This is a genomic window from Bacillus sp. FSL W8-0645, assembly GCF_038007905.1.
Lineage (GTDB): Bacteria > Bacillota > Bacilli > Bacillales > Bacillaceae > Bacillus > Bacillus pumilus.
Genome location: NZ_JBBOYC010000001.1, coordinates 2,843,673 through 2,858,476 on the forward strand (window position 1 = coordinate 2,843,673; position 14,804 = coordinate 2,858,476).

The 14,804-nt window shown below is 44.1% G+C and carries 5 protein-coding genes, 21 tRNA genes, 3 rRNA genes and 2 pseudogenes; 6 read left to right on the forward strand and 25 right to left on the reverse strand.

Annotated features, from left to right (window positions below):
- The first annotated feature begins 154 nt into the window (after positions 1–154).
- The 3 genes from NST39_RS14600 (at position 155) to NST39_RS14610 (ending at position 2,508) form a co-directional block, all read left to right on the forward strand.
- Positions 155–1,093: a 1,4-dihydroxy-2-naphthoate polyprenyltransferase gene (locus NST39_RS14600; protein WP_341029003.1), complete on the forward strand. Its 939-nt coding sequence runs from the start codon at positions 155–157 to the stop codon at positions 1,091–1,093.
- A 117-nt stretch (positions 1,094–1,210) separates the two neighbouring features.
- Entirely contained in the window at positions 1,211–1,945 is a 735-nt protein-coding gene (locus NST39_RS14605) for a TraR/DksA C4-type zinc finger protein (protein WP_341029004.1), read from the forward strand.
- 86 nt (positions 1,946–2,031) lie between these two features.
- The gene (locus tag NST39_RS14610) at positions 2,032–2,508 is read left to right on the forward strand and encodes a TspO/MBR family protein (protein WP_106066853.1); all 477 of its coding nucleotides are present in this window, start codon (positions 2,032–2,034) and stop codon (positions 2,506–2,508) included.
- A gap of 77 nt (positions 2,509–2,585) precedes the next feature.
- On the opposite strand, the gene NST39_RS14615 is transcribed toward NST39_RS14610, so the two are convergent.
- The 21 genes from NST39_RS14615 to NST39_RS14715 form a co-directional block, all read right to left on the reverse strand.
- Positions 2,586–2,657, reverse strand: a tRNA-Glu gene (locus NST39_RS14615).
- A gap of 7 nt (positions 2,658–2,664) precedes the next feature.
- Positions 2,665–2,755, reverse strand: a tRNA-Ser gene (locus tag NST39_RS14620).
- A gap of 3 nt (positions 2,756–2,758) precedes the next feature.
- Positions 2,759–2,833: transfer RNA gene (locus NST39_RS14625), tRNA-Asn, on the reverse strand.
- Between the two features lie 6 nt (positions 2,834–2,839).
- Positions 2,840–2,916: transfer RNA gene (locus NST39_RS14630), tRNA-Ile, on the reverse strand.
- Between the two features lie 17 nt (positions 2,917–2,933).
- Positions 2,934–3,007 (reverse strand) — tRNA-Gly (locus tag NST39_RS14635).
- A gap of 11 nt (positions 3,008–3,018) precedes the next feature.
- A tRNA-His gene (locus NST39_RS14640) sits at positions 3,019–3,094 on the reverse strand.
- Between the two features lie 27 nt (positions 3,095–3,121).
- A tRNA-Phe gene (locus NST39_RS14645) sits at positions 3,122–3,194 on the reverse strand.
- Between the two features lie 18 nt (positions 3,195–3,212).
- A tRNA-Asp gene (locus tag NST39_RS14650) sits at positions 3,213–3,289 on the reverse strand.
- Between the two features lie 48 nt (positions 3,290–3,337).
- Positions 3,338–3,414: transfer RNA gene (locus tag NST39_RS14655), tRNA-Met, on the reverse strand.
- Between the two features lie 23 nt (positions 3,415–3,437).
- Positions 3,438–3,530 (reverse strand) — tRNA-Ser (locus tag NST39_RS14660).
- Between the two features lie 7 nt (positions 3,531–3,537).
- Positions 3,538–3,614 (reverse strand) — tRNA-Ile (locus tag NST39_RS14665).
- 4 nt (positions 3,615–3,618) lie between these two features.
- A tRNA-Met gene (locus NST39_RS14670) sits at positions 3,619–3,692 on the reverse strand.
- 24 nt (positions 3,693–3,716) lie between these two features.
- Positions 3,717–3,789 (reverse strand) — tRNA-Ala (locus tag NST39_RS14675).
- An 8-nt stretch (positions 3,790–3,797) separates the two neighbouring features.
- Positions 3,798–3,874, reverse strand: a tRNA-Pro gene (locus NST39_RS14680).
- Between the two features lie 7 nt (positions 3,875–3,881).
- Positions 3,882–3,958 (reverse strand) — tRNA-Arg (locus NST39_RS14685).
- 11 nt (positions 3,959–3,969) lie between these two features.
- Positions 3,970–4,055, reverse strand: a tRNA-Leu gene (locus tag NST39_RS14690).
- A gap of 12 nt (positions 4,056–4,067) precedes the next feature.
- Positions 4,068–4,139, reverse strand: a tRNA-Gly gene (locus tag NST39_RS14695).
- A gap of 30 nt (positions 4,140–4,169) precedes the next feature.
- A tRNA-Leu gene (locus tag NST39_RS14700) sits at positions 4,170–4,252 on the reverse strand.
- An 8-nt stretch (positions 4,253–4,260) separates the two neighbouring features.
- A tRNA-Lys gene (locus NST39_RS14705) sits at positions 4,261–4,336 on the reverse strand.
- 37 nt (positions 4,337–4,373) lie between these two features.
- Positions 4,374–4,449: transfer RNA gene (locus tag NST39_RS14710), tRNA-Thr, on the reverse strand.
- Between the two features lie 33 nt (positions 4,450–4,482).
- Positions 4,483–4,558, reverse strand: a tRNA-Val gene (locus tag NST39_RS14715).
- Between the two features lie 1,098 nt (positions 4,559–5,656).
- Between NST39_RS14715 and NST39_RS14720 the strand changes: the two genes are divergently transcribed.
- The gene (locus tag NST39_RS14720) at positions 5,657–6,535 is read left to right on the forward strand and encodes a helix-turn-helix domain-containing protein (protein WP_341029006.1); all 879 of its coding nucleotides are present in this window, start codon (positions 5,657–5,659) and stop codon (positions 6,533–6,535) included.
- A 75-nt stretch (positions 6,536–6,610) separates the two neighbouring features.
- Here NST39_RS14720 and NST39_RS14725 read toward each other — a convergent pair.
- Positions 6,611–6,793, reverse strand: a pseudogene (locus tag NST39_RS14725) (IS1182 family transposase); the annotation flags it as partial.
- A gap of 460 nt (positions 6,794–7,253) precedes the next feature.
- Here NST39_RS14725 and NST39_RS14730 point away from each other — a divergent pair.
- Both NST39_RS14730 and NST39_RS14735 read left to right on the forward strand, forming a co-directional pair.
- Positions 7,254–8,444 carry a cytochrome P450 family protein gene (locus NST39_RS14730; protein ID WP_341029008.1) on the forward strand — a complete coding sequence of 397 codons (1,191 nt, stop codon included), beginning with the start codon at positions 7,254–7,256 and terminating at the stop codon, positions 8,442–8,444.
- A gap of 112 nt (positions 8,445–8,556) precedes the next feature.
- Positions 8,557–9,561, forward strand: a pseudogene (locus tag NST39_RS14735) (IS3 family transposase).
- Positions 9,562–9,820: 259 nt separating this feature from the next.
- Here NST39_RS14735 and rrf read toward each other — a convergent pair.
- The 3 genes from rrf to NST39_RS14750 all read right to left on the reverse strand — a co-directional run bounded on the left by rrf (position 9,821) and on the right by NST39_RS14750 (position 14,659).
- A 5S ribosomal RNA gene (gene rrf / locus NST39_RS14740) occupies positions 9,821–9,936 on the reverse strand.
- Positions 9,937–9,997: 61 nt separating this feature from the next.
- Positions 9,998–12,928: ribosomal RNA gene (locus NST39_RS14745) — 23S ribosomal RNA — on the reverse strand.
- 182 nt (positions 12,929–13,110) lie between these two features.
- Positions 13,111–14,659: ribosomal RNA gene (locus NST39_RS14750) — 16S ribosomal RNA — on the reverse strand.
- Together the 16S, 23S and 5S rRNA genes form the textbook arrangement of a ribosomal RNA operon.
- Positions 14,660–14,804 lie beyond the last annotated feature (145 nt).

The following is a 14,804-nucleotide window of genomic DNA, read 5'->3' on the forward strand; positions in this document are numbered from 1 at the left end:
GTCTTGTTCTAAGATCAAGCTTTCTCTCGATATGGCAACGATTAGCAAACATCTTTTTCAGGTTTCATCGCATCAATATATTGACACCTTTTTGAACTTTGCTAAACTGGAATTTGGACGTGTACGTATTTTTTTATTTAAAGGAGTATATTTTATGCAGCATCAATCGATATCAGATCAGCTTTCACCGATTAAGCCTGATAAGAACTGGCGGATTTGGTGGAATTTATTACGACCGCATACATTAACAGCAGCATTTATTCCCGTTACTTTAGGAACTGTTCTAGCACTTCCAAGTGGTCAAATACATGTTGGGCTATTTTTAGCTATGCTGTTTGCATCTATGTTTATCCAAATCGCAACGAACATGTTTAATGAGTACTTTGATTATGTTCGCGGATTGGACAATGAGAAATCTGTCGGCATCGGCGGCGCCATTGTCAGAAATGGCGTGAAGCCTAAAACCGTTCTCAGCCTTGCTTATGCACTATTTGCGCTTTCTTTACTACTAGGAGTGTATATTTGCATGATGTCTAGCTGGTGGATTGCACTGATAGGACTCATTTGTATGGCAGCAGGCTATTTCTATACAGGCGGTCCTGTTCCTATTGCATATACACCTTTTGGAGAACTTGTGTCAGGTGCTTTTATGGGACTAGGAATCATCCTGATCAGTTTCTATATTCAAACAGGCACACTAACGTCTAAAGCTGTTCTCGTCTCATTACCAATTTCTATTTTAGTTGGTGCCATCTTACTATCAAACAATATCCGCGATTTAGACGGCGACAAAGAAAATGGACGAAAAACACTTGCTATTCTTGCTGGGCGAAAGGCTGCTGTGAACATTTTACTTTCCATGTTTTTGATCTCTTATGTACTTATTTTTGTTTATATCTTCACAGATATTGTCAGCCTTTGGAGTCTTCTTGTTTTACTCAGTGTGCCAAAAGCATATACAGCTATCAAAGAATTTAGGCAAAAAGAAAAACCAATTGAATTAATGAATGCCATGAAATCTACAGCTCAAACCAATACATTTTTCGGTTTCCTGCTGACAATCGCTTTGATCTTACAATACTATATCGCGTAACAAAGAACGCCTGCAGCCGCAGGCGTTTTTTCATGAGGAATTGCTTCAAATTGGAACTAGTCTTACAGATAAAATTGCTCATACTAACATTATGTTTGATATGAAAGGATGATCGCTTTGTTGTCTAAAGACGAATTACATCATTTGAAGCAGCGACTTCTCGATGAAAAGCACGAACTCGAAGCCAAAAGCCATGACGATGAACAAAAAGTATCATTTCCTTATGATTCGGTCGGAGACCTGTCAGCCTATGATAATCACCCAGGTGATCAAGGGACAGAGCTGTTCGAACGCGGGAAGGATCTTGCGTTAAACAGTTTGGAACATGAACATCTGTTAGACGTTAATGAAGCACTTCAAGCCATCACAGACGGCTCTTATGGCCTATGCAAGGTCTGTAAATCACCTATCCCAAAGGAACGCTTAGAAGCCTTACCTAGTGCCGTCACATGCACAGAGCATTCAAAAGAACAAACCGTTTCACAAAACCGTCCGATTGAAGAGGATTTATTAAGTCCGCCATCAGGGCAATTCGAAAATGAAGAAAGTGCAGCCTATGATGGAGAGGATGCATATCAAGACGTAGAACGCTACGGAAACTCTGATACGCCGTCTGATATGGAATTTCCTCCATTGACATACGATGATGTGTATACACAATCAGAAGATGAAGATTATGTCGAAGACTATGAAGGATTCGCAGCTGCTGATATTGAAGGCAAGGCAAGTAAAGTATATCCAAATAAAGCTCACGAAGCCTATGAAAAAGCATTAGACGAAGAAGGCATCATGACGGTATTTGGTGACTTGAAGCCGTACGAAGAAGAACCTTATACAGAAGAAAATCATTAGTCCCCTCATATTGGGGGCTTTATGTTTATATCATGTAATGATTGGGAAATCATTTTAAGAGTGAATTTGATTGGAGGAGATTCTTAATGGCTAGAAAAAGTATCGTTTGGGCAGTGGTTGTCTTCTTTATTACATACGCATTATTCTCTATTGCTGGGTTCTTGTTTCCGATTGACAGAGAGTGGTATGATGCATTAAATAAACCGGAATGGACACCGAGTGGTGGAGTAATTGGTGCTGTGTGGGCTGTCTTATTTGCTCTCATCTCGTTGTCCGCAGCGATCATTTATGGAAAGTACGGATTTCAAAAAATCACTTTACCATTTTGGATTCTTTTTCTTCTAAATTATGTATTTAATCAAGCCTTTAGTTTTTTTCAATTTACACAAAAAGATCTATTTGCCGCTACGATCGACTGCCTGCTTGTAGCACTGACAGCACTTGCTCTTGTCATCGTCTCACGTAAACTAAGCAAAGTCGTTCCAATTTTACTAATTCCTTATGTCTTATGGGGCTTCTTTGCAACATACTTGTCTTATACGATCTATTCCATGAACATGTAAAAAAGACCGCTATAATGGCGGTCTTTCTTTTTTGAAGAAAATAAAAAAGAGATCTTTGACAAGATCTCTTTTAAACATGACCCGTACGGGATTCGAACCCGTGTTACCGCCGTGAAAGGGCGGTGTCTTAACCGCTTGACCAACGGGCCAGATAAATGGCGGAGAAGGAGGGATTTGAACCCTCGCGCCGCTCGCGCGACCTACACCCTTAGCAGGGGCGCCTCTTCAGCCACTTGAGTACTTCTCCATTTGGCTCCGCAGGTAGGACTCGAACCTACGACCGATCGGTTAACAGCCGATAGCTCTACCACTGAGCTACTGCGGAATATCATGGTGGGCCTGAGTGGACTCGAACCACCGACCTCACGCTTATCAGGCGTGCGCTCTAACCAGCTGAGCTACAGGCCCATGAACGGATATACAAATGGAGCGGGTGATGGGAATCGAACCCACGACATCAGCTTGGAAGGCTGAGGTTTTACCACTAAACTACACCCGCAAAAATATGTATGGGGCGATTGATGGGAATCGAACCCACGAGTGCCAGAGCCACAATCTGGTGCGTTAACCACTTCGCCACAACCGCCATACTATCAATATTTTTTTATAAAAGTGGCTCGGGACGGAATCGAACCGCCGACACACGGATTTTCAGTCCGTTGCTCTACCAACTGAGCTACCGAGCCAAGTATTCATTTTAAAAATGGCGGTCCGGACGGGACTCGAACCCGCGACCTCCTGCGTGACAGGCAGGCATTCTAACCAACTGAACTACCGGACCATTTTGGTTGTACTCAATGAGCACTCCCCATTGGTACATAAAATAATTTGGTTGCGGGGGCAGGATTTGAACCTGCGACCTTCGGGTTATGAGCCCGACGAGCTACCGAACTGCTCCACCCCGCGATGATATAAGTTTTTAAAAAATATGGCGGAGGAAGAGGGATTCGAACCCCCGCGGGCTTTGACACCCCTGTCGGTTTTCAAGACCGATCCCTTCAGCCGGACTTGGGTATTCCTCCGTATAGATGGTGGACCTTGTAGGACTCGAACCTACGACCGGACGGTTATGAGCCGTCTGCTCTAACCAACTGAGCTAAAGGTCCTTTATAGCGGCGGAGGGGATCGAACCCCCGACCTCACGGGTATGAACCGTACGCTCTAGCCAGCTGAGCTACACCGCCATGATCAAAATAATCTTTTAAAAGTGGAGCCTAGCGGGATCGAACCGCTGACCTCCTGCGTGCAAGGCAGGCGCTCTCCCAGCTGAGCTAAGGCCCCATAAAAGATGGTCGGGAAGACAGGATTCGAACCTGCGACCCCTTGGTCCCAAACCAAGTGCTCTACCAAGCTGAGCTACTTCCCGATCTTAATGGCGCGCCCGAGAGGAGTCGAACCCCTAACCTTTTGATCCGTAGTCAAACGCTCTATCCAATTGAGCTACGGGCGCTTATTGTATAATGCCGAGGGCCGGACTTGAACCGGCACGGTAGTCACCTACCGCAGGATTTTAAGTCCTGTGTGTCTGCCAATTCCACCACCCCGGCGTGGATGGTATAAGCGGAAGACGGGATTCGAACCCGCGACCCCCACCTTGGCAAGGTGGTGTTCTACCACTGAACTACTTCCGCATTACAGGATTTCTTTATTTTATTTGGCAATGCGGGTGAAGGGACTTGAACCCCCACGTCATAAAGACACTAGATCCTAAGTCTAGCGCGTCTGCCAATTCCGCCACACCCGCATGAAACATGGTGAGCCATGAAGGACTCGAACCTTCGACCCTCTGATTAAAAGTCAGATGCTCTACCAACTGAGCTAATGGCTCGCTTTAAAAGCGACTTGTCTATCTTACCATATGAAAGTGGTGCCGGCAAGAGGACTTGAACCCCCAACCTACTGATTACAAGTCAGTTGCTCTACCAGTTGAGCTACACCGGCTTTATCTATCCCAACATTATGTAAGAATAAATATGGTGGAGGATGACGGGCTCGAACCGCCGACCCTCTGCTTGTAAGGCAGATGCTCTCCCAGCTGAGCTAATCCTCCAATAAATATGCACTAGGTTTAATTTGTTTTTGTATCAAAACAAATCAACTAGATGTATAATCAACTGCTAAGTCCACTCACTTTGCTAAGCTGACAAAGGTTATTATACATGCTACACTCCCTACTTGTAAAGCATTTTTTTATTTTCAAACTTTCCCAGAAAAGTATTACTAAACATTTTGATTTTTTCCCATTTTATTGATGAACAAGCTAGAGTGTATACTTATATGTAATAACCATTCTTACATTGATGGTTTGAAGTTGAACGCCTGTTAATTGAACCATGATTAAAACTTTCGAGTAAACATTCAAGTTTTTCTTCGGTCAACCGCCCTTTTAAAAATGAATCAGCCCTGAGAGGAATTTTGTGTTGCCGCTTCAATCATTTCTGTTGAAATGTTAGTAGTAGGTAGCGGAATAGCTCTAAGTTGTCACCTGATTTTATACTGTCTAAAATCTGCATTCTTCATTAATATCCTGATCATTGTATTTCTGTCTACGACTTTCACATGATGTTGATTAGAATTCATGTAAAATTTTGTTTCTCAAGAGGTCCATCCACTTTACAAAACACCTTCCATTTTGCTAAAAAAGATTTTAGATTTTGAGACCCTAGTTTATTTGATAAGCTTTTGACCTGGTCCATCCATCGTCACATCACGATTGTTATTATAGCAAAAACACAATTCAAATATGTATAGATTTTAAAGAGATTATGATATTTTATATTTAATTCAATAAAGGAGGTAAATTTTTTTGAGAGCCCCATTAAACCCCCCTTTTTCCAATGAAATCCATCTAATTCAAGACATATTCGAATTGAATGCTTATTGTTATTCTAATCAAAATGAATGGTATCCAGCAAGCTTTTCCTTAGATAGACCGTTCTCTACAACCACTTCCTTCATCGAAGAGCTCATTTCAAAGAGCACTACAGAATACAAGCCCATCTTAACAACAACTTCTTATATGGAATCCTTTCTGATCTTCCAGATGAACTCTGATTCGAATAAGGGGATGCTTCTCATAGGTCCCTTCTTGCTCTACGAAGTTTCGGAGGATTTTGTCATAAGCATTATGCGGGACAACCAAGTACCTATGGCTAACTATAAAGATTTTTATGTTTATTTTAATGAATTAAAACGGATCAGTTCGAAGCAGATTCTTTCTATCTGTAATTTGTCATATTATTTACTTTATCAACAGCCTATTTCATTTACCCTTGATATGATTCTCTATAAGAAAGAAAGCGATGAAAACGAAACAGATCTTATGGTTGAAGAAGATTTAAGAACACGCAAGATCAATGAATCTTTTCATATAAGCTATCATTTAGAACAACAATTATGGAACAGTATTAGAGAAGGCAATAAGGAAAAGCTGAAATTTCATTTAGAGCAAATGGATATTGATAAAGTTAGCATTCTTTCCCCACACAGCAATATTAGAAGTATTAAAAATCACTCTATCATCACTATCTCCTTGGCTACAAGAGCCGCCATTGAAGGTGGTGTAAACTCTGAATTGGCGTATACTATGAGTGATTTCTATATTCTGAAAATCGAAGCATTTAGTCAAATAGATGACATCCACTCTACAGTTCATTCTTTTTTATTTAAACTAGCTGAGAAAGTAGTAGAAAACAAAACAAGTCCTTATTCAAAATATATCAGGTTGTGCATGACCTATATTTTCAATCACATATACGATGAACTGTCGAGTAAAGTCCTAGGCGATTACATCGGTCTGAACCCGGTCTACCTGTCACAGCTATTTAAAAAGGAGGTTGGCATTCCACTCGGGTGCTACATTAAACAAGAGCGCTTAAAAGAAGCCAAAAGACTCCTTTGCCATTCTGACTACACAATTTCTTCTATTTGTATGATGCTTCATTTTCATGATCAAAGTCACTTCTCCTCGATTTTCAAGAAAGAAACAGGAGAAACCCCATCCAAATATCGAAAAAACGCTCAATAAAGGAACGATTTTTATTTAGATGTAACGAAACTCATGTTTTCTACAATCTTTTTTTATTTTTAAAGTCTTATGTTCTTAGAATTGTATTGAAAAAAGCCTCCCATACAGCTTGGCTAGGTGTATGGCAACCTTCATGTTCTGACACGCAGCTGCAAGAAGAACATGCTCACTCACATTTTATTATCTCCTCCATCGACAGTAGGGAAGCCTATGCAGTTGTTTAGAATCTGCAAAGCTTCGCTCTATTGTTACTTTTCTTTTCTAGAGACAGACGATGGGTTTTTCTCTCTTATAAAATAAAGAGATTGAAACTTTAAGGAAAAAAGATGTCGAGATTTTCTCGACATCCTGGATATTCATTTAGATAAACATTGTTACTTTAAGAAAGTGATTAAAAAAACAATATTTTTCTTAAAATATCTATATAGAAAGCAAGTGTAATTGCTTATAATGATGAATGATTGAATGTCAAGTTACATTAGCAAATGGTCATCATCTTTTTCAATAGTATTTTCCATAACATTAGTAATTAGAATGGTATATCCTAGTTACGCACTTTTGGATGGTTCATAGCTTTAAGTGGGTGTTTGTAAGTTCTCAAGCGCAATCAAACAGTACTCTTGAACATCTATACCTTACCACGATGGAAGATTTAGAAGTAGACCGAGGAGAGTATTTCCTCTTCAAACCATGTGTCTAATAAAGGAGGCTATTTAATTTGAGTAAAGTTAATTTTCTTGATGAATCATTTATATCAAATCCATTCCCTATCTATCAATCAATTAGAGAAACAGACCCAATTTATCGTTTCATATTACCTAATGGAGAGTATGCCTGGATTGTTACAACATATGAATATGCATTAAAAGTCCTTAAAGATCCTAGATATGTCATTAACCCCACTCCAAACGAAAAAGAGGAAACAGATCCATATAAAGCCATTATGAGTAAAAATTTATTAAGTGTTCACAGTGATGATCATCGACGCTTACGAAAGCTTGTACAAAAAGCTTTCACTCCTAAAATGATAGAAAACCTTAGAGGTCGAATTGAAGAAATTAGTGAAGAACTATTGGACAAGGTAGAATCTCATCAAAAAATGGATCTCATTGATGATTATGCATTCCCACTTCCCATCATCGTTATTTGTGAAATGCTCGGAATACCAGAACATGATCAGGACAAATTCCGCTCTTGGTCAAACACAATTATGGAAGGAATTCACAACCCTGAACAAGCCACACAAAGTGAGATGGCCATCATCTCTTTTGTCGACTACTTAAAGGAATTAATCACATTAAGAAAATCTAATTTAAAAAATGATTTACTTAGTGATCTCATTCGAGCTGAGGAAGATGGTAATTCATTGAGTGAGAACGAAATGTATGCGCTTGTCTTTGTCCTAATCTTAGCAGGACATGAAACCTCTGTTAATTTAATCGGCAATGGCGTCCTTGCTTTACTAGAACATCCAGAACAAAAAGATAAGCTAATAGAAAATCCTCATTTAATTCATTCTGCCATTGAAGAAATGCTTCGTTTTAATGGTCCTGCAGAAGTTAGTAATATTCGTTGGACAACAGAAGATGTAGAGCTAGGTGAAAAAAAAATAAAAGCCGGGGAGATGGTGTTTATTTCTTTCTCATCAGCTAACAGAGATAAAAGCCGGTTTGTAGAGCCAGAGTCATTTGATATTACAAGGAAAGTGAATGACCATCTCGCTTTTGGTAAAGGCATCCATTTTTGTTTAGGTGCACCTTTAGCCAGATTAGAGGGCGAGATTGCTATCCGCTCTCTCTTTAAACGACTACCTGATTTACGATTGGATGGCCATTTTGACCAAATTCAATGGAGACCTGGTATGATCATTAGAGGCGCTAAAAAGATCCCGATTGTATTTAATTTTTAAGAAATAACCACTCGTTGTGGGGACTGCCCCCATAAAGTGAGACAAATATAAAACACCTTTAAGTTGAAAATCGGGTATAGCAAACCTGAAAACAATTTGGAGGTGTTTTTGTATGGGAAAAAGAGTTAGTTATTCGATTAGCGTAAAAGAAGAGGCCGTTCAAATAAGATTAGCGGGGATCCCGACAAAAGAAATGATGGACAAGTTAGGAATTAAGAATAGCACACAAGTGAAAACGTGGATGAAATGGTATCGTGAGGGTGAAACCCATCGGTTTCATCAACCAGTTGGAAAGCAATATTCATATGGGAAAGGAAGTGAAAAAAGAAGCGTTCGTGTCGATTTATGATACGGTAAAAGACACAGTGAGTATAAGTGCATTCTGTCAGATGTTTGAGCTCGCAAAATCAACATTTTACCGTTGGAAAAAACAAGATTATCTGCCAAAACAGCAGGTGTTAATCGACCTCATTTCATCTCTTTGCGAGTCACACCAATATATGTACGGTTATCGTAAAATAACAGCCCTACTGCGAAAAGAAATGAAAATGAACCATAAAACGGTACAACGTATTATGCAAACCTACGGTTTACAGTGTCGTGTGAAAGTAAAAAAGCGTAAACAGACAGGTCAACCCTATTACATTGCAGAAAATCACTTAAAACGAGATTTTTCTGCGACAAAGCCACTTGAAAAACTGGTGACAGATATAACGTATTTGCCATTTGGCCAAAAAACACTTTATCTATCCAGCATAAAAGATTTATATACTAGTGAGATTGTGGCTTATACGATTGGTGATAAACAGGATGTTTCTCTTGTTTTAGATACATTGAAGCAGTTACAGACATTGCCTAAAGGCTGCGTACTTCATAGTGATCAGGGTTCGGTCTACACTTCATATGCTTATCAAAAGGAGATAAAGGAAAAAAGCATTACCATGAGCATGTCCCGTAAGGGAATGCCCGCTGATAATGCCCCCATCGAATCCTTCCACTCCAGTTTAAAATCAGAAGGATTCTATCTCCACCACCTGACAAACAAAACACTACAACAGCCATTGTAGAAAAAACAGTCAAGCAGTATATTGATTATTATAACAATATCCGAATTTAATTGAAATTAAACAACCAGTCACCAAAAGAGTTTCGGCAACTGGCTGTTTTATAAAGGTGTTTTGATCCCTGTCTCAAAAACGGGGGTCAGTCCCTTTATTGATAGGAAGTGCTGAGTGACGTGACACGATCAAGTATAAATGACACCCTCTTCACACATATCTCATGCTATTGAGCAGAAAAGGTCAACTCACTTCCCTCAGTAAAGATATTTAGTAAACAAAAAAAGTTTCTCCTTTTAGGGAAACTTTTTAATAATTGCTTGGCGGCGTCCTACTCTCACAGGGGGAGACCCCCAACTACCATCGGCGCTGAAGAGCTTAACTTCCGTGTTCGGTATGGGAACGGGTGTGACCTCTTCGCTATCGCCACCAAACCTGATGGAGAGAATGTTCTCTCAAAACTAGATAACAATGTTCAAGCTTCACATTAGAATATAGGTTAAGTCCTCGATCTATTAGTATCTGTCAGCTCCACGTGTCACCACGCTTCCACCTCAGACCTATCAACCTGATCATCTTTCAGGGATCTTACTTCCTTGCGGAATGGGAAATCTCATCTTGAGGGGGGCTTCATGCTTAGATGCTTTCAGCACTTATCCCGTCCGCACATAGCTACCCAGCGATGCCCTTGGCAGAACAACTGGTACACCAGCGGTGCGTCCATCCCGGTCCTCTCGTACTAAGGACAGCTCCTCTCAAATTTCCTGCGCCCGCGACGGATAGGGACCGAACTGTCTCACGACGTTCTGAACCCAGCTCGCGTACCGCTTTAATGGGCGAACAGCCCAACCCTTGGGACCGACTACAGCCCCAGGATGCGATGAGCCGACATCGAGGTGCCAAACCTCCCCGTCGATGTGGACTCTTGGGGGAGATAAGCCTGTTATCCCCGGGGTAGCTTTTATCCGTTGAGCGATGGCCCTTCCATGCGGAACCACCGGATCACTAAGCCCGACTTTCGTCCCTGCTCGACTTGTAGGTCTCGCAGTCAAGCTCCCTTGTGCCTTTACACTCTGCGAATGATTTCCAACCATTCTGAGGGAACCTTTGGGCGCCTCCGTTACATTTTAGGAGGCGACCGCCCCAGTCAAACTGCCCACCTGACACTGTCTCCCTGCCCGATAAGGGCAGCGGGTTAGAAGGTCAATACAGCCAGGGTAGTATCCCACCGATGCCTCCACCGAAGCTAGCGCTCCGGTTTCCAAGGCTCCTACCTATCCTGTACAAGCTGTACCAACATTCAATATCAGGCTGCAGTAAAGCTCCACGGGGTCTTTCCGTCCTGTCGCGGGTAACCTGCATCTTCACAGGTACTATAATTTCACCGAGTCTCTCGTTGAGACAGTGCCCAGATCGTTGCGCCTTTCGTGCGGGTCGGAACTTACCCGACAAGGAATTTCGCTACCTTAGGACCGTTATAGTTACGGCCGCCGTTTACTGGGGCTTCAATTCGCACCTTCGCTTACGCTAAGCGCTCCTCTTAACCTTCCAGCACCGGGCAGGCGTCAGCCCCTATACTTCGCCTTACGGCTTCGCAGAGACCTGTGTTTTTGCTAAACAGTCGCCTGGGCCTATTCACTGCGGCTTCTCGGGGCTTTAACACCCTAAGAAGCACCCCTTCTCCCGAAGTTACGGGGTCATTTTGCCGAGTTCCTTAACGAGAGTTCTCTCGATCACCTTAGGATTCTCTCCTCGCCTACCTGTGTCGGTTTGCGGTACGGGCACCTCTCACCTCGCTAGAGGCTTTTCTTGGCAGTGTGGAATCAGGAACTTCGCTACTAAATTTCGCTCGCCATCACAGCTCAGCCTTTACGGGAAACGGATTTGCCTATTTCCCAGCCTAACTGCTTGGACGCGGATATCCAATACCGCGCTTACCCTATCCTCCTGCGTCCCCCCATTGCTCAAATGGTGAGGAGGTGGTACAGGAATATCAACCTGTTGTCCATCGCCTACGCCTTTCGGCCTCGGCTTAGGTCCCGACTAACCCTGAGCGGACGAGCCTTCCTCAGGAAACCTTAGGCATTCGGTGGACGGGATTCTCACCCGTCTTTCGCTACTCATACCGGCATTCTCACTTCTAAGCGCTCCACCAGTCCTTCCGGTCTGACTTCACAGCACTTAGAACGCTCTCCTACCACTGTTCGTAAGAACAGTCCGCAGCTTCGGTGATACGTTTAGCCCCGGTACATTTTCGGCGCAGAGTCACTCGACCAGTGAGCTATTACGCACTCTTTAAATGGTGGCTGCTTCTAAGCCAACATCCTGGTTGTCTAAGCAACTCCACATCCTTTTCCACTTAACGTATACTTTGGGACCTTAGCTGGCGGTCTGGGCTGTTTCCCTTTCGACTACGGATCTTATCACTCGCAGTCTGACTCCCAAGGATAAGTCATCGGCATTCGGAGTTTGACTGAATTCGGTAACCCGGTAGGGGCCCCTAGTCCAATCAGTGCTCTACCTCCGAGACTCTTACCTTGAGGCTAGCCCTAAAGCTATTTCGGAGAGAACCAGCTATCTCCAGGTTCGATTGGCATTTCACCCCTACCCACACCTCATCCCCGCACTTTTCAACGTGCGTGGGTTCGGGCCTCCATTCAGTGTTACCTGAACTTCACCCTGGACATGGGTAGATCACCTGGTTTCGGGTCTACGACCACGTACTCATGCGCCCTATTCAGACTCGCTTTCGCTGCGGCTCCGCATCTTCTGCTTAACCTTGCACGGGATCGTAACTCGCCGGTTCATTCTACAAAAGGCACGCCATCACCCTTTAACGGGCTCTGACTACTTGTAGGCACACGGTTTCAGGATCTATTTCACTCCCCTTCCGGGGTGCTTTTCACCTTTCCCTCACGGTACTGGTTCACTATCGGTCACTAGGGAGTATTTAGCCTTGGGAGATGGTCCTCCCGGATTCCGACGGAATTTCACGTGTTCCGCCGTACTCAGGATCCACTCTGGAGAGAACAACATTTCAGTTACAGGGCTGTTACCTTCTTTGGCGGGCCTTTCCAGACCTCTTCGCTTATATCGTTCCTTTGTAACTCCGTATAGAGTGTCCTACAACCCCAAGAGGCAAGCCTCTTGGTTTGGGCTGTTCCCGTTTCGCTCGCCGCTACTCAGGGAATCGCATTTGCTTTCTCTTCCTCCGGGTACTTAGATGTTTCAGTTCCCCGGGTATGCCTTCTCATACTCTATGTATTCAAGTATGGATACTACTCCATTACGAGCAGTGGGTTTCCCCATTCGGAAATCTCCGGATCAAAGCTTGCTTACAGCTCCCCGAAGCATATCGGTGTTCGTCCCGTCCTTCATCGGCTCCTAGTGCCAAGGCATCCACCGTGCGCCCTTTCTAACTTAACCATTTCTTACTTTAGAAAGAATCACTATGTGTGATGAACTTTGCATTGCATTCAATGTGAATGTATTACTTATTGTTATCTAGTTTTCAAAGAACAATCCTGTCTCGCTAGAGACATGTCTTGAAGGAATGATCCTTCAAAACTAAACAAGACGAAAACGCACGCTGCTCCATATATCCTTAGAAAGGAGGTGATCCAGCCGCACCTTCCGATACGGCTACCTTGTTACGACTTCACCCCAATCATCTGCCCCACCTTCGGCGGCTGGCTCCATAAAGGTTACCTCACCGACTTCGGGTGTTGCAAACTCTCGTGGTGTGACGGGCGGTGTGTACAAGGCCCGGGAACGTATTCACCGCGGCATGCTGATCCGCGATTACTAGCGATTCCAGCTTCACGCAGTCGAGTTGCAGACTGCGATCCGAACTGAGAACAGATTTATGGGATTGGCTAAACCTTGCGGTCTCGCAGCCCTTTGTTCTGTCCATTGTAGCACGTGTGTAGCCCAGGTCATAAGGGGCATGATGATTTGACGTCATCCCCACCTTCCTCCGGTTTGTCACCGGCAGTCACCTTAGAGTGCCCAACTAAATGCTGGCAACTAAGATCAAGGGTTGCGCTCGTTGCGGGACTTAACCCAACATCTCACGACACGAGCTGACGACAACCATGCACCACCTGTCACTCTGTCCCCGAAGGGAAAGCCCTATCTCTAGGGTTGTCAGAGGATGTCAAGACCTGGTAAGGTTCTTCGCGTTGCTTCGAATTAAACCACATGCTCCACCGCTTGTGCGGGCCCCCGTCAATTCCTTTGAGTTTCAGTCTTGCGACCGTACTCCCCAGGCGGAGTGCTTAATGCGTTAGCTGCAGCACTAAGGGGCGGAAACCCCCTAACACTTAGCACTCATCGTTTACGGCGTGGACTACCAGGGTATCTAATCCTGTTCGCTCCCCACGCTTTCGCTCCTCAGCGTCAGTTACAGACCAGAGAGTCGCCTTCGCCACTGGTGTTCCTCCACATCTCTACGCATTTCACCGCTACACGTGGAATTCCACTCTCCTCTTCTGCACTCAAGTTTCCCAGTTTCCAATGACCCTCCCCGGTTGAGCCGGGGGCTTTCACATCAGACTTAAGAAACCGCCTGCGAGCCCTTTACGCCCAATAATTCCGGACAACGCTTGCCACCTACGTATTACCGCGGCTGCTGGCACGTAGTTAGCCGTGGCTTTCTGGTTAGGTACCGTCAAGGTGCGAGCAGTTACTCTCGCACTTGTTCTTCCCTAACAACAGAGCTTTACGATCCGAAAACCTTCATCACTCACGCGGCGTTGCTCCGTCAGACTTTCGTCCATTGCGGAAGATTCCCTACTGCTGCCTCCCGTAGGAGTCTGGGCCGTGTCTCAGTCCCAGTGTGGCCGATCACCCTCTCAGGTCGGCTACGCATCGTCGCCTTGGTGAGCCATTACCCCACCAACTAGCTAATGCGCCGCGGGTCCATCTGTAAGTGACAGCCGAAACCGTCTTTCATCCTTGAACCATGCGGTTCAAGGAACTATCCGGTATTAGCTCCGGTTTCCCGGAGTTATCCCAGTCTTACAGGCAGGTTACCCACGTGTTACTCACCCGTCCGCCGCTAACATCCGGGAGCAAGCTCCCTTCTGTTCGCTCGACTTGCATGTATTAGGCACGCCGCCAGCGTTCGTCCTGAGCCAGGATCAAACTCTCCGAGGTATGCAGGATGCATATCACACATGCGTTGCTACACGATGTAGCGAACTTAGTATGTGATCATTTCCTGCCTCGTCAGCGTTTGACTGACTACCTATGATGTTTCATAGGATTTTTTATAAAACTCGAATTAACAGGTACGTTTTGT